Source organism: Antrihabitans stalactiti (genome assembly GCF_012932915.1).
Lineage (GTDB): Bacteria > Actinomycetota > Actinomycetes > Mycobacteriales > Mycobacteriaceae > Antrihabitans > Antrihabitans stalactiti.
Genome location: NZ_VCQU01000010.1, coordinates 242,542 through 261,268, shown reverse-complemented (window position 1 = coordinate 261,268; position 18,727 = coordinate 242,542). Strand labels below are relative to the sequence as shown.

The following is an 18,727-nucleotide window of genomic DNA, read 5'->3' as shown; positions in this document are numbered from 1 at the left end:
GGGCGTGTCGCAACCCCGCTGTCCGCTGAGCCGGAAATCACGTGTCCACCGGTCCGGAGAACTTGTGTCCGTCAGCCCGGAGCTAACTGTCCGCCCATCCGGAGTCTGACCTGTCCGCCCGCACTCTGGCGAAGGAATCATCACTGCCACGATCTGTCCGAGATGCAGCAGCTTGGCCAAATGCCGCGCATCCCGCGTGTCCGTCTTCACCCGATCTCCAGGTGGCCGTTGCAGTTTCGACGGTGCCGCCACCAAACACGAGATTCCTTCGCTGTCGAGGAACCGCGCCAAACCGTAGCCGGTTGGACCTGCCTCATACGTCACGGCGACCGGCGGCGGCAATTTTCGAATCCAGTCGAGAAGCTCGGTGTGCTGCGGGGTCAATCGACGCTCGACCACTTCACCGGTCTCGCCGTCCAGACCGCACGCCACCACCGACCGTGCGTGCACATCCAATCCGACGCTCGTACGCTGATACATCACTGGGGCCTCCACATCTTGTGGCTCTACCGGCCAGGACCACCCATCACCGGCAACCCACGGTTACATGTGATCGAGGCCCCAGCCCAGACCCTCATACCGTCTAGGCCAGTGGCGCTCTTCGAAAACTAGGCCACTTGTTGCTTTTTAGTGTTGTAGGGCCCGGGGACATCCCTGACACCGTGTTGTCAGGACATCGCTGACACTACCAATTCTGGTGTGGCAGAGGCTGTCTTGCGGGGACGCCCGCGTTTGTTGCCGCTCGGGTGGTAGGACCCGACCGGGCCGAGGGTGAGTTCACGCAGCAGCTTCTGCGAGGCGGTGTGCGTGACGAGCACGAGGTCGCCGACCTCGGTGACAGTCACGTGCTGGCCGGTATAGGCCTGCCCGATGTTGATCTTGCGTTTGCGGTAGTTGAACGAGCCGGCCTTGGAGACCTTCAATGTCCGTGGGCCATGGTTGCGACGCTTCGGCCGTGGATCACCGGGTACGACCTTCGGCAGCGTCTCGTACACCTGGGACGGTGTCTGCTCGTCCAACGCACGGTGCGGACGATCGTTGTTGTAGTACCAACGGAATTCATCGCAGATACGTTGCAGGTCTTGGATATCTACTGCGGGACCATGGTCGGCGTAGAACTCCTTGAAGGTGCGGTGATAGCGCTCCAACTTGCCGCAGGTCTGCGGATGCCGCGGCCGCGACGACAGCTGGGTAATACCCATCGCTTTGAGTCGTTCCTGGAAGAACACCGGTTTCTCGCCCTCGCCGGACTTGAACTGCATGCCGTTGTCGCTGATCAACTGCCGCGGTGCACCGTTCTCGTCGATCGCGGTCTCCATTGCAGTCCAGGCTGCGTAACCGGTGAACCGTCTGGTCGCGGTGGCTCCGATCGCGTACCGAGCGTGGTCGTCGAGCAGATCGACCACCCACGCCTTCGACGCATCGACCAGCTCGACCTGCGTGCCGTCGATCTGCCACAGATCGTTCGGGGCGAACCGTTCGAACCGTCGCCACGTGCGCGGTGCGCGACGAATCGGCGCGGTGACCATGCCGTGGCGTTGCAGGATCCGATGAATCGTCGACACTGCCGGCGGCGCCGCCAGTCCCGCGCGGATCAGCCGAGTGTGGATGGTCCGGGCTCCCCAACGCGGATTGTCGGTCCGCATCGTCACGATCCGTTCCTCGATCTCCGGGGCGGTCCGGACCGGCGAGCTGTGCGGGCGCCGGGACCGCGGCTGCAACGCTGCCACGCCCTCGTCGTGGAGTCGGCGGCGATAGTCGTAGAAGGACTGCCGCGATACGCCGTAGCGGCGGCAGGTTTCGGCGACGGTGATCCCGTCGCGTAGCGGGGTCAGCAAGATCTCCAACCAGCGTTCGTTCACGCTCAGCACTCTCACGTTCTATGAGAGTGTCAGGGATGTCCCGCTAACAACCTGTCAGCCATGTGCCCGGGCTCTACACATCCGATCGTGGTTGGGTGGCCTACTTTTGGACCGTCGTTTCTGGCCTACTTTTCGACCGTCGTCGACACCGATTTCCGATTTCGGATCACCGATCGCGGGTTCAACTGTGTGCAATTTCGGCGGTACCTATCCGCAGAACCGACGCCAGTGACGATCTTGATCTTCGCCACAGGCTTGGTTGTGGGTGGGGATACCGGGACACGGCACTGCCCGTACCGACCTTGGTATCGAATGTCTATAAAAGCCCTGCGAGCCAGCAACGTGACGCGGACGGCTTGCGAAACGAAAGCACACCGGACTGGCGCGATTCGTAATATCGCATTACGCAGCCGATCGGACGATCGGTTGGTCAGCAGTGCGCCAACAGCTCCGACGCCAGTGCACAGATCAGTCGGGCCTCGACTGTCACGTCCCGCCGATAGCCCGACCACAACTCCCCTATGTTGATTCAGACCGACAAGCTTCGGCCGACAACCGCCACCTCGGTGATGCCCGCGACCGTGACGTATTGACCCCATCGAATCAATGCAGACTAGTGGTGGCGGTTCACCCCGGAGAAGGCACATCCGGGGTGAACCGAGCTAGGCGTCAGCGTCGGTGTCGCCGAGCTGAGCAACATGGGAGTCCTCGCGAAGCGGACAGCATGAAATCCAAACAGCTGAACAGCCTCGTTCGCGTTCAGGCAATCGCGCGGCCGCGGAGCAATCGCAATGAATGTTCGTGCGCCTCAACGGCTAACGCGCTCTGATAGGTACCTGCTGACACCTGCAGGCTGCGCTCGGTCGACAGCCGAGCAGCCGGCTATCCGACCCATCGGCACGCCTACCGCACGCCGCGACATACGAGAGGAAAGCGCTTACTCGCGAGACGACAGCCGCGCCCGCTGCGAACGACTTGCCGGCCGCTGAAGGATTGGAACGACTTTGCGCTTATCGCCATATCCCGAGGTTCCTGCCCAGTAGGCTACGGTCTCGACACCCGGTGACTACCCGCTCCTGCCGGAGCCGCTTCGGTCGTCGGGAGACGGCGATGACGCGATCAGGTCGCTGAGCTTGCGGCCTGAATTCCGGCATCGTTCGACGCGAGAACGTTGATGGCGGAGAACTGCAACGTCCAGAGATTGCCGTGGTGCGGGTACTTCGCGACCATCGCGTCGACGATCTCGTCAGGCGACGTGGCGGCGTCGTAGGTGGCAGCGAAGTCGCGGATGTAGGACCGAGTCTGACTGATCATCGTCTCGACGGCACGGTCGTCGCCATCGGGACGACGGTGACCGGCCACGATCATTTTGGGCGCCAGGCTCTCCACGAGGTCGATGGTCTCGAGCCAGTCCTTCCACTCCTCGGGACCCGAGAGTCCGAGCATGGGATGGATCTCGTTGTAGATCGAGTCGCCTGCAACTACGAGGTCGATCGAGGGTACGTACTCGATCGAGGTCGGGTGGATGTCGGCCTGCTTGACCTCGATGATGCGCACCTCCACGCCGTCGACGGATAGCGTGTCGCTCTCTAGGGGCTCAGGGAACACCCCTCCGACGACGCACGTGTCGCCGAACAGCAGCTCCCACTGATCGCCTTGCATCTCCATCGTCTCGTGCATGGACTCCACGACCTCGGGCAGCGCGAAACAGCGGGCCTCAGGGAATCGCTCGAGCAACGGACCGATCCCGAGGTAGTGGTCAGGGTGGTCGTGCGTCACGTAGATGGCGGTCAGCTTCTTGCCGGTTCGCTCTATCAGGTCGCCAAGGTCGCGGACATCGTCCTTGAGGTATAGGGCATCGATCAACACGGCTTCGGTCTCGCCACTGATCAGTGTCGCTGTGGTTGGCGAGAACAGGCCCGACGGCATGATCTCGGGCATCTCCTCGAAGGGGACGTGCGGCCATCGCCCGACGAAGACCGTCGCGCGGACCGGCGGGCGATAGGTGACGTTGTCTGGAAGCGAGCTCATTTTTCCTCCATGGGTGCCTGTTGCAGATTCTATAATGTTGTTATAACGTTGTTTTAGGACTTGCGCAAGTAACCGAGGGAGATGAGCCAACCATGCCGATGTGGCAGATCTTTGCCCCTGAAGGGGCCTACGACGCCGCCGATAAGAGGGCGTTCTCGAACGCCATCACCGACGTCTACGCCGACCTGGCTGGACTGCCGCGCTTCTACGTCGTGGTCGTGTTCGAGGAGCGGCCGCCGGGCACCATCTGGGTGGGAGGAGAACCGGCCGACAACTTCGTCCGAGTGGTCATCGACCACATCGCACGCCAGCTCGACACCCCGGAACTGCGCGATCTGACCATGGAAATGATGGAGGCGACGCTGGAGCCGTTCGCGAAGGATCGAGGATTCGACTGGGAGATCCACATCGACGAGACGCCGCTCGACCTGTGGCGTACCCAAGGTTTGGTGCCGCCGCCGCCGGAGTCGGACGAAGAAAAGCGATGGGCCAGGGACAACGCAGCCTCGCCTTGGCAGGGCGAAGACGCCGACCAGTTGGCCTGAAGTTCGCGCACGACGAAACCGACCGATTTCTCAACCCATACAGGAGTAAGTGACATGACGACCAAGCCCGCCGCCGATGAGATGTTTCGCTTCATCGGCTCCACCTTCGAAGCCGCTCGCTCGGACGAGGCGATTCTCGCCAAGATGAAAGGTCTCCAAGGGACGATGAAGGTGATCACCACCGACCCCGACGGGGTTCTCATCATCGACATGGCTACTCAGGAGGCGCGCGAGGGCAGCGCCGAGGAGGAGGCCGACGCGACTCTTCGCATGTCGACCACGGCAGCCAATCTGTTCTGGCAGGGCGAGCTGAACCTGCTCGCCTCGATGACCCGCGGGCTGGTGAGGGTGCAGGGGAAGAAGTCGTTGATCGTCCGAGTTCTGCCGATCGCTACGAAGCTCTTCCCCCTCTACGTCCAGACCGTCACCGATGCCGGTCGCGAGGACCTGCTAGTCGAGAAGCCGAGCCCGGCCTCGGCCTGACGACGACGGGCGGGCGGCCTCAGACCTTGGTCTTCGTGGTCGATGACAGGGACTTGTCACGGTCATCACCTTGGCCGGTCATGAAGCTCACGGCCAGTGGGATCAGGACCTCGTCGACAGGGTCGCCGAAGCCCGCGAAGTGTCCGCCGAGCTCCAGTGAAATGTAACCGTGCACGAGGCTCCAGAGCTGGGCAGCCAAGTGGCGCCCACTGGGCGACCGCACTCGGCCGGCGTTGATAGCCCGGTCGCAGGCATTCGCCACCGTGGCGAAGGACTGCTGATACGAGGTTCCTTCGGTCGAGGCGGCGCCGGCAAGCAGCTTGCCGCGGGCGGCGTCTCGGCTTTCGATACCGAAGATCAGGTCGTAGAGGTAGGGGTTGTCGATGGCGAAACGCCGACATTCGATGGCCATCGAGAACAGGTCCGCAATGGGGTCGCCGGAGGGTTCGATCGTGCGCATACGTGTGTCGAGACGCGCAAAGCCTTCCTCGACGACAGCGGTCATCAAGCCCGGCAACCCCCCGAAGGCCGAGTACAGGGCCATCGTCGTCAGATCCGCCTCGGATGTCACCGTCCGGGCCTTGATCGCCGTCGGTCCGTTCTCGCTCAGGAGGCGGATGGCCGCCTCGACCAGGGCGCCCCGGCGTGCAGGGAGATCGTCGATCGTCGTCACTCCGCGATCCTCCCGTATGCCTGTTAGGTCTCGAACCACAATATATCAACGTTATAACAAACTTTGTGAGGTCAGACGATGTCGAAGGACACCCGCTACCAGCGCCACACCATCTCCATCCCAGTGGGCGACAGCTTCTGCACGGCGTGGCTTCATATGCCAACAGGCGTTCAGCGGCCTCCCGTCGTCGTCATGGGACACGGTATGGGCGCCACGCGCGAGATGCGCCTCGACGCCTACGCGGAGCGGTTCGCTGCCCGCGGTATCGCCAGCATTGCCTTCACCTATCGCAATTTCGGCGACAGCGGCGGCACCCATCGTCAGGAGCTGAACGTGAAAGACCAGCTGCGCGACTGGGAGGAGGTCCTGGCTCACGCCCGCGGCCGCGATGACGTGGACACCTCGCGCATCGCGGTGTGGGGGACGTCATTCGGCGGTGGACACGCGATCACGATCGCGTCGCGTCACCCCGACCTAGTGGCCGCCGTTGCGCAGTGTCCGTTCACCGACGGCCTGCTGACCGCCCTGCGCTTGAGTCCATTCGAGTCCCTGCGCCTCCAGGGCAAGTTCATCCGCGACCTGGTGGCCACCGTCACCCGGCGAGAGCCGGTGTACCTGCCACTGGCCGGCGCGCCTGGCGATGTCGCGATCATGACTGCACCCGATGCGTTGCCGGGGTACCAGTCGCTTGTGCCGGACGGGGGGACTTGGGTCAACAGCACGAGGGCGCGCGCGATCCCGCGCCTCCTCCGGTACCGACCGGGACGCAGTACGAAGAAGATCCAGATCCCGATTCTGTTCTGCATCAGCAGCACCGACACGGTGGCGCCCGCTGGACCCACACTGAAGTACGCACGCCGAGCGCCACACGGCGTGGTTCAGACCTACGAGGCCGGGCACTTCGACTTCTACACCGGCCAGCCGTTCGAGCAGCTCGTCGCCGAGCAGATCGATTTCCTCGCGAAGCACATGTCGACCCAGCCCACTGGTGGTGCCCGATGACGCCTCTAGAACCCCGGATCACCGATCATTTCGCGGCCCTGTGCGACGCCCGGGCAGCCGCGGAACCGGACGGACCGGCCATCGGCGACGGGAACAAGGAACTAACCAATCGCGAACTGCTCAACCGAGTCGTCGTGGCCGATGCTCAGCTTCGCGAGCATGGCGCGACCGCCGGTGATGTCGTGGCAATCCGACTCCCCAGCGGCTTGGAATTTGTCATCTTTCTCTTCGCCGCCTGGCGCAGTGGCTGCACGGTGACCCCGATCAACCCGGGATTGCTGGAGGATGAACTGCTTTATCAGCTCAGCGACTCCGGCGCCGCATTAGTCGTCGACCTCGACGGTTCGACGCCGACTCCCGGGCTCCCGGTCATCGCCGTGCGTAATTCTCCTGTGGCCGGCGTCGACACGACCAGTGATCCAGTGGTTGACGGTGACTCGCTTGCACTTCTGATTTACACCAGCGGCACCACTGGACGGCCCAAAGGTGTCATGCTCACGCACGCCAACATCGTCGCCATGGCCACGATGGGTGCGAGGTCGTTGGGTATCACTCGTGCCGATAGCAGTCTGCTCATTCTCCCGTTGTTCCATGTCAACGGGATCGTCGTCAGCGTCCTGATACCCATGCTCTACGGCGGCAGTACGATCATCGCCGGACGATTCGACCCTGCGACGTTCTTCGACCTGGTGGCGAAGGTTCGGCCGTCGTACTTCAGCGGCGTGCCAACGATCTACTCCATGTTGGCAGCGGTGCCGGACCGCGGGGCGGTCGACACGTCGTCGCTGCGCTTCGGACTCTGCGGAGCCGCCCCCGCGCCCAACGGGCTGCTGGAAGAATTCGAGAGCCGGTTCGGCTTCCCGATTGTGGAGGGCTACGGACTGTCGGAGGGAACCTGCGCTTCAACGGTCAACCCGTGGGACGGCCTGCGGAAGCCAGGCACGGTGGGGCTGCCCATGCCGGGGCAAGAGGTCCGGATCGTGGACGCAGACGGAGCGGGTGTTGGCGCGGGCGTGACGGGGGAAGTGCAGATCAGCGGCGAGAACGTCATGGCGGGCTACCTCGGAAAGCCGGAGGACACTCGGGCCGTGCTCGCAGACGGTTGGCTGAAGACCGGCGACCTCGGACACCTGGACGTCGACGGATATCTGGTGATCGACGGGCGAGTCAAAGACATGATCATCCGTGGTGGTGAGAACATCTATCCCCGCGAGATCGAAGACGTCCTGGCGAGTCATCCAGACGTCATCGACGTCGCCGTCGTCGGAAGGCCGGACGAGAAGTGGGGCGAGATCGTGACCGCGTTCATCACCACCGGTCGAGACAGCGATGCGTCGCGCATGTTCGATGCTCTCGAGGAGCTCTGCCAGGCGCAGCTTGCTCCGTACAAGCGACCTGCTGTGATGTCGGTGCTTCCGGCCTTGCCGCTCAACCCTGTGGGGAAGATCGACAAGCTCAGGCTCCGCTCCATCGCGATCGAGACCCAGTTGTCGCGCGGTCGCGTGTGACTGCTGAAACGGGCAGATAGTCGTCGCAACTTCGGAGATATCCCCGAGCGAGTCAGTTCGCGCAGCCATTCCGGTGTGAGAATCGGAAGAACCACGTTGCGGGTGAACGCGCGGGTGCGTTCGATCGCGCTACCACCTCGGACGTGTAAGCCAGGTCGATCTGTACTGCACACGCCCTCTCGTGAACGGTTACAGGCGTTCGATGACGGTGGCGTTGGCCATACCGCCTGCTTCGCACATGGTTTGCAGACCATAGCGGCCACCCGTGGACTGCAGATGATGAACAAGAGTGGTCAGCAATCGTGTGCCGGACGCACCTAGTGGATGTCCAAGCGCGATCGCACCGCCTCTCGGGTTCAGCTTGTCAGGATCGGCGGCCAGCTCGTGCAACCAGACCAAAGGTACGGGCGCGAACGCCTCGTTCACCTCGAAGGTGTCGAACGCGTCGATCGAGAGCCCGGACCGCTCGAGGATCTTCTGCGTTGCCGGAATCACCCCTGTGAGCATCAGTAGCGGGTCGCTGCCGGTTACGGCGAAGCTGTGGAAGAGCGCTTTGGGTTGTAGCCCGAGTTCGGATGCTTTGGCTTCGCTCATGATGAGTACTGCCGAGGCGCCATCGGTGAGCGGCGACGAGTTTCCCGCCGTTATCCGCCAGTCGATCTCTGGAAAACGCTGCGCCATTCCTTCGTCGACGAACGACGGCTTCAGCGCCGCCAGACCCTCTGTTGTCGTGTTGGCACGGATGGTTTCGTCCGTTGTCACCAACGGAGCCTCTGGGACGGAAACACCGACGATCTCGTCGACGAAACCACCGGCGGCGGCCGTTGCTGCGGCGAGTGCATGCGAGCGCGCTGCATACTCGTCGATACGGTCTCGGTCCAATTTCCAACGCGCCGAGATGATTTCCGCGGAAATGCCCTGGCCGACCAGTCCACCCGTAAACCGAGCGGACATCCCTGCGCCGTACGGATCCCGACCTTGGATCGTGCTTCCCATCGGTACACGGCTCATCGACTCGACACCGCATGCGATGACGACGTCATATGCCCCGGCAATTACTCCCTGCGCTGCGAAATGCACCGCTTGCTGGCTGGACCCGCACTGACGATCGACTGTCGTAGCCGGCACACAATCAGGGAAGCCCGCACCCAGTACGGCATTGCGTGTCGTGTTGAGCGCTTGGTCGCCGACTTGGTGGACGCAGCCGCCGATCACGTCGTCGACGATCGCGGGGTCGAGGTCGGATCGTTCGACGAGCGCGCGAAGCACCCCCGCAAGTAGGTCGGTCGGATGGACAGCAGACAGCTGTCCGCCGGGTTTGCCTTTCCCGGATGGCGTCCGGATCGCATCGACGATCACGGCGTTTGTCATTGGCTGTTCCTCCATTGATTCGGTCGGCCAACTTTGTCGAGCCATTCGGTGACGGCAGGCAGGGTCTGCTTGCGAGCCGACCGGCCGACGAGAAGTCCAATGTGGCCAGCTTTGACGGCGAGTGTTTCCGCCTGGTCCGATCCAACGAGTCCTGCAAGTGGTGACACCGAATCGGGTGGCGTGACATGGTCGTACGTTCCGTAGACATTGAGGAACGGCGTCTTGATCGCCTTGAGGCTGCGGACGCGATCGCCGAGCACGATGTCTCCGGTTAAGAGCGAGTTTTCTCGGCTCAGAGTGCGCATCATCTCGACGAACGTTGCGCCTGGGAACGGCACGTGATCGTGCGCCCAGTCGGTGAGTGCCCAGATCGCTTGCGCCGCGCGGCGATCGTCGAGGCGATCCCACAGTGTCACGTATCCGGCGAGATCGCCGAGGGGACGCAGCATCTGGAAGGCGCGGAGCATCGTTGCGGGCGGAACATTGCCGGTGTCGTCGAGCACATCTTCGGGCTCCAGCCGCCCCTGTTGGACGATGTGTGCGAGTGGTCCCATCTGTGCCCAGTCGGTGGGGACTCCCAGCGCGACGAGTGCGGGTGGTTGTTCGGTGGTGCTGGCCGCCCACAGGGTGGCGATCACGCCGCCGAAGCAGTGGCCGAGTACGACGGGCGACGATCCGGCAGCGGCCGTGGCTGCCGCGTAGGCCGCCGGGAGGTACTCGTCGACATAGGTCGACATTGTGTTGACCGCGTCCCTCTTATCCGCTGTGCCCCAGTCGATCAGGAATACGTCGTAGCCGTAGTCGAGCAGACCTTCGACGAAGCTGTCGCCTGGCCGCAGGTCCCAGATGTGGCTGCGATTGATGAGGCTGGGCACGAGGAAGAGGGCTGGGCGGCCGCCGTCGGCCCCAGCGCGGTATCGCCGTAGCGTGGCACGGCCTTCCCGCCAGAGGACGACATGAGGGGTGCACCCTGTACGTGGTCGATCGAGGCCGCCGATCAGTCGAAGACCGTTGGCCGTCCGTTTGACGTTGGTATCGACCGAACGCCGAACCCAGTTGACGGGACGGGAGATCGCCGAAGTCATGATTTCTCCTTCTGGTTGAGCTCATCGAGCGAGCGCTGCAACCCCTCGACCTGGCGACGGGAGGGTAGACCGAGGGCCTCGGTCACGCCATTGGCAATTCCGCGGATTGTGCGTCCGGCAACGCGGGAGACGCCGTTGGCGACGGCGGCGGTGTCGAGGAACGCATCGGTCCGGACCGCGCGTTCCAACCGCGGCGATAGTCGTGATTCAACCGCGAAGAACACCTGGGTCAAACTGGTCGGGATTTCTGGTAGTTCGGGCATGGGGTTGCCGCCTTTCAGTTACTTGCCCAGACATCGACGAGATAGCGGCCACCCGCGCTCAGTTCCGCGAGCCACCTGTCTGCTGCCGCCGCGTCACCTCCGGACCGTTCACGGTGCAGGTCGCCCAGCGCGGTACGGACACCGTCGGCCATGCTCGTCGACCCGCATATGTAGATCACGGCATCGGCCTCGATCAGTGTCCACAGTGCATCACCCAGCTGGCGCAACCGGTCCTGTACATAGATCTTCGGCAGGCCCGGTACACGCGAGAACGCATACGCGAGTTGGGTATTGGCCGACTCGGCGAGTGCAGTGAGCTCGTCGGCGTACAGCAGGTCCGATTGTGGGTGTCGGGCGCCGAACAAGAGCAGCGCCGACCCCAACTGGTCACCTGCGGCGGCCTGCGAAGCGCGCTCGTGCAGAAATCCGCGGAACGGTGCAATCCCGGTGCCGGCGGCGATCATGATCACGGGCCGACGCGGATCGTTGGGCAGGCGGAACTTCGAGCCGGTATCACGGACGAATGCGTAGATCACCTGCTGATTGCCTTGGCGGGCCAGATAATTCGAGCAAACGCCCTCGAAGTTCCCTCGACCCGACCGTGCCGGCGCGATCAGCGCGCCGACGGTGATCGAGCAGCGCCGCGCATCCCTCCGCGGGGAGGACGAGATCGAGTAGTACCTCGGGGCCAACGGGCTGAGCAGTTGCAGGAACAGCGCGAGCGGCAGCTGACAGGTCTGGTGCTCCTCCAGCAGGTCGAACACCGACCGCCGGCGGGCAAGGACCTCGTCGCGGTATTTTCGCCCTTCGTCGGCCGGGTCCAGCAGCGCGGTGAGTTGGTCCCGGGTCCACGGATACTCGGTGTATTCGAGCATGGCCTGAATGTCTTTGCGGCTGGCAACTTCCTGCAACTCGACATAGTCGCTCAGCAGTCGACGCACGGAGATCCGTTCGCCGAGCGGGAGGAACGATTCCGCACCGTCGGCATCACTGTGCAGCCGGATTCGGGTCTCCGGGTCGATGCGAAAACGACGGCACACTCGCTCGACGAGGCTATCGCTGTTGTGCGGAATGATCCCGAGGTGATCCCCAGCGGCGTATTCGACGCCGTCGGGAAGGGCAAACTCGAGATGGCTGACCGGACGCGCTTCGATACCGTCCACACGAACCGTCAACTCGCGGTTGACGAGAATCGGCATCGGTCGTGCGTCGAAGGTATCCACGAACGGGCTCTGCCGATCGCCGGAAACCACTTCGATCCGATATCGCGGAACTGTCGTCGATACACTCGCGGACGTCCCCAGGTCGAGGCCGAGCGAGTCGCCCAGCGTAGGCCAGAGTCCGGCACCCCAGTGCGCCAGTTGGCCGTCGAAGTCGTCGGCCGCGTCACCGGCCCCTCGCGCGTAAAGGCGTTGCGCTCCAAGCTTTTCCATTCTTCCGTCGATGAAGATCGGGAGGTGCTGGAACGTGTCGGCCCATTCGCTGTTGCCACAGCCGAAGACGGTATATCGAATGCCGGTCAGGTCTGGCTCGGTGTCGGTCAGCCAGCGCGTGAACTCGACCGCATTGTCCGGCGGGGTGCCGTTGTAGGTGGCCGTGGCGATGGCTACGACTCCCTCGCGCGGCAAATCGTCGACATGCTCGTCCAGCGGAGCCATGCGAACGTGGAATCCCCGCCGCTCGCCTTCATCGGCGACTTGTTGTGCGACGTCCTCGGCGGTACCGAAGTTCGAACCGAACAGCACGAGCAACGGTGTTCCGTGGGTGGGAGACTCGGGCTCCGGTGGTAAATCGGCCTGCGAGGCAGCAGTTTCCGTTGTGGCGGTGAATCCCGGTGCGACAACAGGACGATCAGGCCGCGGCACTGGCGTGAATTTTGCCGGCAGGTGGTTGATGCCGTTCATGAAGCTGGATCGCAGGCGAACTGGTGGACCGCTGGCGTCGATATCCGGCAGCCTCGTCAGCACTTCGGTGAGTATGGTCCTGGCGTTGAGGCGGGCTAGATTCGAGCCGAGGCAGAAGTGGGTGCCGTCGCCGAAGGACACGTGTGGGTTGGGATCGCGAGTGATGTCGAAACGATCGGGATCGGTGAACACAGTCTCGTCACGGTTCGCCGACGCATAGTTGATCTCGACTTTGTCGTTCTCGGCAATCTTCTGGCCGGCCAACTCCAGGTCGCGAGTCGCTGTGCGCCGAAATTGGATCACCGACGGAGCGAAGCGCAGTACCTCCTCGACGGCGGTCGGAAGCAGACTCAGATCGCCGCGGAGACGATCGAACTGGTCGGAATGCTCGGACAGCGTCAGCAGCGTATTCGAGAGGAGATTGCGGGTTGTGTCGTTTCCCGCGATCACCAGAAGCTGAAAGAACCGGTCGAGCTCGTCGTCCGACAACCGCTCGCCATCGACCTCGGCGTTCACGATCGTGCTCCACACGTCGTCGGTCGGTCTCGCCCGCTTTTCCGCGGTGCGTTCTCGACCGTAAGCGAACATCTCCGTGAATGCGGCCATGAACGCCTTCGGATCGCCTCCGTGTTCGGAGTCATCCTCTCCGACAAGGGTATTGGTCCAGTTGAGCAGCAGGTGCCGGTCCTCGTTTCGCACCCCCAGCACGTCCGCCAACACCCGTAACGGCATCTCGGCCGCTACGGAGTTGACGAAGTCGATCTCCCCCTGCTCGCACACGGAGTCGACAACCTCTCGCGCGTGGCGGCCGATCGAGTCGAACAGATTGCGACGGATCGCCTGCGGTGTAAATGCGCGATTGACGATCTTGCGCAGTTTGCTGTGCTCCGGCGGATCCATGTTGAGCATCATTCGGCGCAGCACGGCCGCGTCCCTCGGCTTCGGGTCCCGCAGAAAGCTCGTTCCGCGCCACGACGAGAAGTCGGCAGGGTTGCGCGAAATGTGGCACACCTCGGCATGGCGCAGAAACGCCCAGAATCCCGTTCCTCCGGGGAACGTGTCGGTGGCCGGCTCGTCGACCCAGATGACCGGGGACTCGTGGCGCAGGTCAGCCAGCAACTTGTGCGGTATGCCGTTGATGTAGTGGTCCGGGCTCGCCAGATCGATCGGTGAGCGGAGTGTTGAAGTCACTGGGTACTCCTAGCGCTTTGGTGACCGGCGACAGCGGTTTCCTTGTTGCTGGACAGCAAGTCCTTCAGACGTCGGACGCGGTAGTCGGCTAGAACGGAAAGGATCTGTGCCGCACTGATATGCGGTGTTCGTTGTGACGCCTCCCGAATACGTCGGCGCGTGCTTGCTCGACCGCGGCTCCAGTCGATCGGGGGTGCCGCCGCTACCAGCGCGGGCACAGCGACGTCGACCGCGCCCACGGCGGCGATCGCTCGCGCAGCACGCCGCACCGCTTCGCGTCCGGCAGGAAAAATTCGGTCCATCGCGACGAATCCATGAATCTGGCCGGGAAAGTCCCAGTGCGTGACGGGGACCCCGGCGCCGGTGAGCCGGTCGGCGTACGCGATCGCATCGGCGCGAAACGGATCGACGCCAGCGGTGACGATAATCGCAGGCGGAAGATTCGCCATCGTCTCGGCATAGTGCGGCGAGATATCGGCCGAACGACGATCGATTTCCGGTGGCATCGACTGTGCGCCAAACCATTCGATCGTGTCCCAATCGAGCAGCTTCGCCAGAGCAGGGTTTCGGTCGGTGTGGTCCATGCTGAAGTCGATTCCCGGATAGAACAACACTTGCAGCGCGGCCGGAACTGGTCCGTTGTCACGCAACTGCTGCGCGACATGCGCAGCCGTGCCGCCGCCGGCGCTGTCCCCCGCGACTACCAGCCGAGTTGCATCTGCCCCCAACTGGTGCGCGTGCCGCACCGCCCATTCGGTGGCGGCCAGGGCATCCCGGTAGGCCGCCGGAAGCGGATGCTCCGGCGCGCGGCGATAGTGCACCGAGACAACGGTCGCGCCGGACAGGTTCGCGAGGCGGCGGCAGACGCCGTCAGCCGTGAACAGGTCCCCTACGACGAAACCGCCGCCGTGGAACCACATCAGAAGAGGACGCGAGTCACCCTCGCGCTCCGGGCGGTACACACGGACCGGTATGTCATGCTCGTCGGTCCGTACGAGGGTGTCTCGAACCGAGCTGACCGATTCCCACGATCCCGTCGCTGCCGCTTGAATCCGGTAGTCGTGGCGTGCCTGCGGGACCGTGCGGCTGTGCATCGGCGGCCAGCCGATCGCCCCGAGATAGGCGAGTAGACCTTTGACGCGCCAATCGGTTTCGGGCTGCTGTTCGCTCGCGGTCATAGTCCACTCCTTGTCGGGGTCGTGCGATCGATCGGACGAAACGCGGGAATACTTTCGTCGCCCTCGTCGTGCAAGAACTGCACGTGCACGGCCGCACCGGGCGACAACGACTCCGGCGCGGTGAGTAGCCGCGCATACATCCACGGTCCCTCGGCCAACTCGACGATGCCGACCGTGTACGGAACGAGGTCCGCGAAACTCGGATGCGGCGGCCGGTGCACCACCGTCCAGGTGACCACCGAGCCCCGCCCACTCGCACGGATCCAGTGCAGTGCGACACCGCCGCACTCCGAACATGCGCGAGCATCGAGCGAGAAGACATGACCGCACTCGTCGCAGCGTTGGATATGCAGCTCCTCGCGGCGCGCAGCGTCGAAGAACGGTGCGCTCGCGCCGTCACGAACGGCGTTGCGGACGTTCATGATCCCGCCCCGATCGGGCTGAGCACGAGGGTGGAATGGTGCTCCAGAATTCCCCCGTTACCGCTGACCATGATGACGTCTCGGTTCTCGACTTGCCGTTCCCCCGCTTGACCCCGTGCCTGCAGGATGGCTTCGCCGAGCGGAGTGAAGCCCCAGAGGTAGTAGCCGGACAGTTGGCCCCCACCGGTGTTGCACGGCAGGCGTCCGCCGGGACGGGTGTGTCCCTCGGTCACGAACCGGCCACCTTCGCCCTTCGGGCAGAATCCGTAGTCCTCGAGGGTGAGCAACACGGTGAACGTGTAGCAGTCGTACAACTCCAGCAAGTCGACGTCGGCGATCGACAATCCGGCCATACGCAGGGCGGTCGGCCCGGCAATCGCGGCGCCACTGCTGTGCCCGAACGAGGAGCCGCTATCCATCACCTGGCCTGGGTGTCCTTGTCCCCAACCGAGAACGTCTACGGGGGGTTGGGCGAGGTCGCGGGCACGTTCGCTGGTGGTGACGATGACCGCTGCGCCCCCGTTCGACACCAGGCAGCAGTCCAACAGGTGCAGGGGGTCCGCGATCCACGGCGACGCCTGGTGCTCCGCCAGTGTCAATGGTTTGCGTTGTTGGGCAAGCGGATTGAGTGCCGCCCACTCGCGCTGGGCCACGGCGATGGTTCCGAGATCCGCGCTTGTCGTGCCGAACGTCGCCATGTGCCGCCGTGCGGCCATCGCGTACATGACGTTGGGAGACACTGCCCCGCTGGCGAATCGGTAGCTGTAGGGTCCGGGCGGAATGGGGCGAGCGCCTGCCGCGTACACCTTACCCGCGCCACCGCCAGGTTGCAGTGGCGAATCTGCGAACACGCATGCCACCGTCGTCGCAGCACCTGCGGTCACGGCCGCGGCGGCGAATGCGACCATCGCACCGGCCGAGGCGCCGAAGGCGTTCATCTCGGTGTTCAAACGCAGGTCGCGCAAGCCCAACGTGTCCTGCAGTCGGACGCCAACGTCGTGGCGAAGGCCGCTGCTGATCAACAGTCCGTCGATATCGGCCACCCGCAAGCCGGCATCGGCGCTCGCGCGCCGAACGGCCTCGGCAGCGAAATCTGTTGCGGTGTAACCGAAGACTTTACCGACCTCGGTCATGCCCCAACCGACGAGCGCAGCATCCGAACGATTCTCTCGAGTCACGACAATCGTCCCCGCTCAGTCTTGCCAACGCGGAGAGCGCTTTTCGGCAAAAGCTCGTGCGCCCTCACGGGCGTCTCGACTGTTACGCACCGCACGCACTTCGGTCTCGTTCATCTCCCAGATCGGAAAAGACCAGTCGGATCCGAAATCGGCGGCCCGCTGCATTACTCGCTTGCTGACTCGCACGGCCTGGGGCGCGTTCGCCGCGATCCGATGCGCCAGCGACAGCGCGCTCTCACGCAATTTCACTTCTGGGACTACGGCGTTGACCAATCCCCACTGCAGTGCGGTCGCTGCATCGAAGGGGTCACCAGTCAGCAGCGCATGAGCCGCGACCTTTGGCGGAACCTGGCGATGCAGCCGCAGCAGACCGCCCGCTGCCGCGACGAGGCCGCGCCGCACCTCGGGCAGCGCAAAGGTGGCAGTCTCCGCCGCGATGGCGAGGTCGCACGCAAGCACGATCTCGAGGCCACCGCCCAGGGCCGCACCATTGACGGCCGCGATGATCGGTTTGCTCACCGCGTGGCGCACCAGGCCCGCGAATCCCCACTCGGTGTGGTCGGGATCGAGCACTGGGCGTCCGGCCGCCAATTCTTTCAAATCGGCGCCTGCACAGAACACCGAACCAACTCCCTCGATCACGCAGGCTCGCAAAGAGGAGTCGTGTTCCAGCCTTTCCAGCGCCGTCCCGATCGCCGTCGACACCGTCGAGTTCACCGCGTTGCGCGAATCGGGCCGATTGAGCGTGATGACCAGCACCGGGCCGTCGACTTCCAGGACAACCGGAGCGGCGTCCGTAGTCACTGCCGACATTGCCGCTCCTTCGATCGCTTCCGGATGTTCCCTGATGACCTCTTCCAGGATAGAGTACTTCTTAACCGGCCTGCCGGTCAATAATTACTGCAAGGGAGCAGCGATGGAAATCGAAGCCGCGGTTCTGCGATCTACGGACGCGCCGTTCACGTTGGAAACCGCCCAGCTCGCAGAGCCAGGACCGGGTCAAATACTTGTCGAGGTGCACGGTGTGGGCTTCTGCCACACCGACCTACTGCCCCGTACGCCGGGTTTCGCTGCCACACTGCCGATCGTGGCCGGACACGAAGGCGCCGGCATAGTGCGCGCCCTCGGACCAGGAGTGACCGGAATCGACTCTGGTACCCATGTGCTGATGAGTTTCGACTCGTGCGGCGGGTGCGGAAAATGCCTGACAGGTCATCCGTCGTACTGCTCGTCGTTCTGGCCGCGAAACATGCCGAACCACAGCGCAGGGACCCACGACCCGATCCGTGACATGCAGGACAATCCAGTGTCGTCGCGCTGGTTCGGGCAGTCGTCGTTTGCTACGCACGCCCTTGCCACGATACGGAACGTGGTTCCGATCGACCCGCGCCTCGACCTGACCCTGGTCGGACCGCTCGGTTGCAGTATGCAGACCGGTGCTGGCGCAATCCTGAATTCGCTTGCGGTACAAGCTGGTTCCAGCGTCGTCGTGCTCGGAACCGGAAGCGTGGGTCTAGCGGCCGTCATGGCGGCGCGAGTCGCCGGTGCCACCACAATCGTCGCGGTCGACCGCAACACAGAACGCCTGGCAATGGCAGAGAGGCTCGGCGCCACAGACACCATGGAAGCAGGTGTCGACCTGGGCCGAATGCTGCGGAAAGCGACAAGGGGCGGCGCCGACTACGCCCTCGACACAACCGGAATCTCCGAGGTCATCGCCGAAGGCATTGCGGGTCTCTGTTCGACCGGCGTCATCGGATTGGTGAGCGCACCCAAGACGGATCTTCTTCTCCCCGCCGCAACATTGGCACGAGGCAAGACTGTGACCGGAATTCTCGAAGGCGATGCCGTCCCACAGCGCCTGATCCCCGATCTGATCGAACTGTGGCAGCAATCCCGGTTTCCGTTCGACGAGCTTGTGCAGACCTATCCCCTGTCGCACATCAACGACGCCGAGCGCGACATGATCAGCGGAAAGACGATCAAACCCGTTCTCGTACCCGCACGTTGAGCACAAACCCGAGCTGAGGG

The 18,727-nt window shown here is 63.7% G+C and carries 17 protein-coding genes; 5 read left to right on the top strand and 12 right to left on the bottom strand.

Going from position 1 to position 18,727, the window contains the following annotated elements; translation table 11 throughout:
- From FGL95_RS25705 to FGL95_RS25695, 3 genes are all read right to left on the bottom strand, one after another.
- A partial coding sequence (locus tag FGL95_RS25705; protein WP_420838087.1) for an IS110 family transposase occupies nt 1-483 on the bottom strand: 483 nt, incomplete at its 3' end.
- Between the two features lie 185 nt (nt 484-668).
- Entirely contained in the window at nt 669-1,862 is a 1,194-nt protein-coding gene (locus tag FGL95_RS25700; protein ID WP_169592666.1) for an IS481 family transposase, read from the bottom strand.
- 1,119 nt (nt 1,863-2,981) lie between these two features.
- Nucleotides 2,982-3,893: an MBL fold metallo-hydrolase gene (locus FGL95_RS25695; protein ID WP_169592664.1), complete on the bottom strand. Its 912-nt coding sequence runs from the start codon at nt 3,891-3,893 to the stop codon at nt 2,982-2,984.
- 92 nt (nt 3,894-3,985) lie between these two features.
- Here FGL95_RS25695 and FGL95_RS25690 point away from each other — a divergent pair, with 92 nt between their 5' ends.
- Nucleotides 3,986-4,438, top strand: a complete 453-nt coding sequence (locus FGL95_RS25690) for a tautomerase family protein (RefSeq protein ID WP_169592661.1) — start codon at nt 3,986-3,988, stop codon at nt 4,436-4,438.
- Nucleotides 4,439-4,492: 54 nt separating this feature from the next.
- Complete coding sequence (locus tag FGL95_RS25685) at nt 4,493-4,921, top strand: SCP2 sterol-binding domain-containing protein (protein ID WP_169592658.1); 429 nt, start codon at nt 4,493-4,495, stop codon at nt 4,919-4,921.
- 19 nt (nt 4,922-4,940) lie between these two features.
- On the opposite strand, the gene FGL95_RS33030 is transcribed toward FGL95_RS25685, so the two are convergent.
- Nucleotides 4,941-5,594 carry a WHG domain-containing protein gene (locus FGL95_RS33030; protein ID WP_169592655.1) on the bottom strand — a complete coding sequence of 218 codons (654 nt, stop codon included), beginning with the start codon at nt 5,592-5,594 and terminating at the stop codon, nt 4,941-4,943.
- A gap of 78 nt (nt 5,595-5,672) precedes the next feature.
- Here FGL95_RS33030 and FGL95_RS25675 point away from each other — a divergent pair, with 78 nt between their 5' ends.
- Nucleotides 5,673-6,596 carry an alpha/beta hydrolase gene (locus tag FGL95_RS25675; protein WP_169592653.1) on the top strand — a complete coding sequence of 308 codons (924 nt, stop codon included), beginning with the start codon at nt 5,673-5,675 and terminating at the stop codon, nt 6,594-6,596.
- Entirely contained in the window at nt 6,593-8,104 is a 1,512-nt protein-coding gene (locus tag FGL95_RS25670) for a class I adenylate-forming enzyme family protein (protein WP_169592650.1), read from the top strand. The genes FGL95_RS25675 and FGL95_RS25670 overlap by 4 nt, the downstream gene beginning before the upstream one ends.
- A 189-nt stretch (nt 8,105-8,293) precedes the next feature.
- On the opposite strand, the gene FGL95_RS25665 is transcribed toward FGL95_RS25670, so the two are convergent.
- Genes FGL95_RS25665 through FGL95_RS25630 form a run of 8 tightly spaced genes read right to left on the bottom strand, consistent with a single transcriptional unit; the run spans nt 8,294 to nt 17,509 of the window.
- The gene (locus FGL95_RS25665; protein ID WP_169592647.1) at nt 8,294-9,475 is read right to left on the bottom strand and encodes a thiolase family protein; all 1,182 of its coding nucleotides are present in this window, start codon (nt 9,473-9,475) and stop codon (nt 8,294-8,296) included.
- Nucleotides 9,472-10,560, bottom strand: a complete 1,089-nt coding sequence (locus FGL95_RS25660; protein ID WP_169592644.1) for an alpha/beta fold hydrolase — start codon at nt 10,558-10,560, stop codon at nt 9,472-9,474. Before FGL95_RS25660 ends, FGL95_RS25665 begins: the two co-directional genes overlap by 4 nt.
- Complete coding sequence (locus tag FGL95_RS25655) at nt 10,557-10,823, bottom strand: hypothetical protein (RefSeq protein ID WP_169592642.1); 267 nt, start codon at nt 10,821-10,823, stop codon at nt 10,557-10,559. Before FGL95_RS25655 ends, FGL95_RS25660 begins: the two co-directional genes overlap by 4 nt.
- 14 nt (nt 10,824-10,837) lie before the next feature.
- Nucleotides 10,838-13,918 (bottom strand): cytochrome P450, encoded by a 3,081-nt coding sequence (locus tag FGL95_RS25650; RefSeq protein WP_169592639.1) that lies wholly within the window; start codon nt 13,916-13,918, stop codon nt 10,838-10,840.
- The gene (locus tag FGL95_RS25645) at nt 13,915-15,096 is read right to left on the bottom strand and encodes an alpha/beta hydrolase (RefSeq protein WP_169592627.1); all 1,182 of its coding nucleotides are present in this window, start codon (nt 15,094-15,096) and stop codon (nt 13,915-13,917) included. Before FGL95_RS25645 ends, FGL95_RS25650 begins: the two co-directional genes overlap by 4 nt.
- On the bottom strand, nt 15,093-15,518 hold the full coding sequence (locus FGL95_RS25640) for a Zn-ribbon domain-containing OB-fold protein (protein ID WP_169592624.1): 426 nt from the start codon (nt 15,516-15,518) through the stop codon (nt 15,093-15,095). The genes FGL95_RS25645 and FGL95_RS25640 overlap by 4 nt, the downstream gene beginning before the upstream one ends.
- Nucleotides 15,515-16,651 (bottom strand): thiolase family protein, encoded by a 1,137-nt coding sequence (locus FGL95_RS25635; RefSeq protein ID WP_169592719.1) that lies wholly within the window; start codon nt 16,649-16,651, stop codon nt 15,515-15,517. Before FGL95_RS25635 ends, FGL95_RS25640 begins: the two co-directional genes overlap by 4 nt.
- 60 nt (nt 16,652-16,711) lie before the next feature.
- Nucleotides 16,712-17,509, bottom strand: a complete 798-nt coding sequence (locus tag FGL95_RS25630) for a crotonase/enoyl-CoA hydratase family protein (protein ID WP_169592622.1) — start codon at nt 17,507-17,509, stop codon at nt 16,712-16,714.
- Between the two features lie 103 nt (nt 17,510-17,612).
- Here FGL95_RS25630 and FGL95_RS25625 point away from each other — a divergent pair, with 103 nt between their 5' ends.
- Entirely contained in the window at nt 17,613-18,707 is a 1,095-nt protein-coding gene (locus tag FGL95_RS25625; protein WP_169592619.1) for an NAD(P)-dependent alcohol dehydrogenase, read from the top strand.
- Nucleotides 18,708-18,727 lie beyond the last annotated feature (20 nt).

What these genes read in the sequence shown, in the direction of transcription:
- FGL95_RS25695 (WP_169592664.1), bottom strand. Translation starts at nt 3,893, where the DNA reads ATGAGCTCGCTTCCAGACAACGTCACCTATCGCCCGCCGGTCCGCGCG.
- FGL95_RS25690 (WP_169592661.1), top strand. Translation starts at nt 3,986, where the DNA reads ATGCCGATGTGGCAGATCTTTGCCCCTGAAGGGGCCTACGACGCCGCC.
- FGL95_RS25685 (WP_169592658.1), top strand. Translation starts at nt 4,493, where the DNA reads ATGACGACCAAGCCCGCCGCCGATGAGATGTTTCGCTTCATCGGCTCC.
- FGL95_RS25675 (WP_169592653.1), top strand. Translation starts at nt 5,673, where the DNA reads ATGTCGAAGGACACCCGCTACCAGCGCCACACCATCTCCATCCCAGTG.
- FGL95_RS25670 (WP_169592650.1), top strand. Translation starts at nt 6,593, where the DNA reads ATGACGCCTCTAGAACCCCGGATCACCGATCATTTCGCGGCCCTGTGC.
- FGL95_RS25665 (WP_169592647.1), bottom strand. Translation starts at nt 9,475, where the DNA reads ATGACAAACGCCGTGATCGTCGATGCGATCCGGACGCCATCCGGGAAA.
- FGL95_RS25660 (WP_169592644.1), bottom strand. Translation starts at nt 10,560, where the DNA reads ATGACTTCGGCGATCTCCCGTCCCGTCAACTGGGTTCGGCGTTCGGTC.
- FGL95_RS25655 (WP_169592642.1), bottom strand. Translation starts at nt 10,823, where the DNA reads ATGCCCGAACTACCAGAAATCCCGACCAGTTTGACCCAGGTGTTCTTC.
- FGL95_RS25645 (WP_169592627.1), bottom strand. Translation starts at nt 15,096, where the DNA reads ATGACCGCGAGCGAACAGCAGCCCGAAACCGATTGGCGCGTCAAAGGT.
- FGL95_RS25640 (WP_169592624.1), bottom strand. Translation starts at nt 15,518, where the DNA reads ATGAACGTCCGCAACGCCGTTCGTGACGGCGCGAGCGCACCGTTCTTC.
- FGL95_RS25635 (WP_169592719.1), bottom strand. Translation starts at nt 16,651, where the DNA reads ATGACCGAGGTCGGTAAAGTCTTCGGTTACACCGCAACAGATTTCGCT.
- FGL95_RS25630 (WP_169592622.1), bottom strand. Translation starts at nt 17,509, where the DNA reads ATGTCGGCAGTGACTACGGACGCCGCTCCGGTTGTCCTGGAAGTCGAC.
- FGL95_RS25625 (WP_169592619.1), top strand. Translation starts at nt 17,613, where the DNA reads ATGGAAATCGAAGCCGCGGTTCTGCGATCTACGGACGCGCCGTTCACG.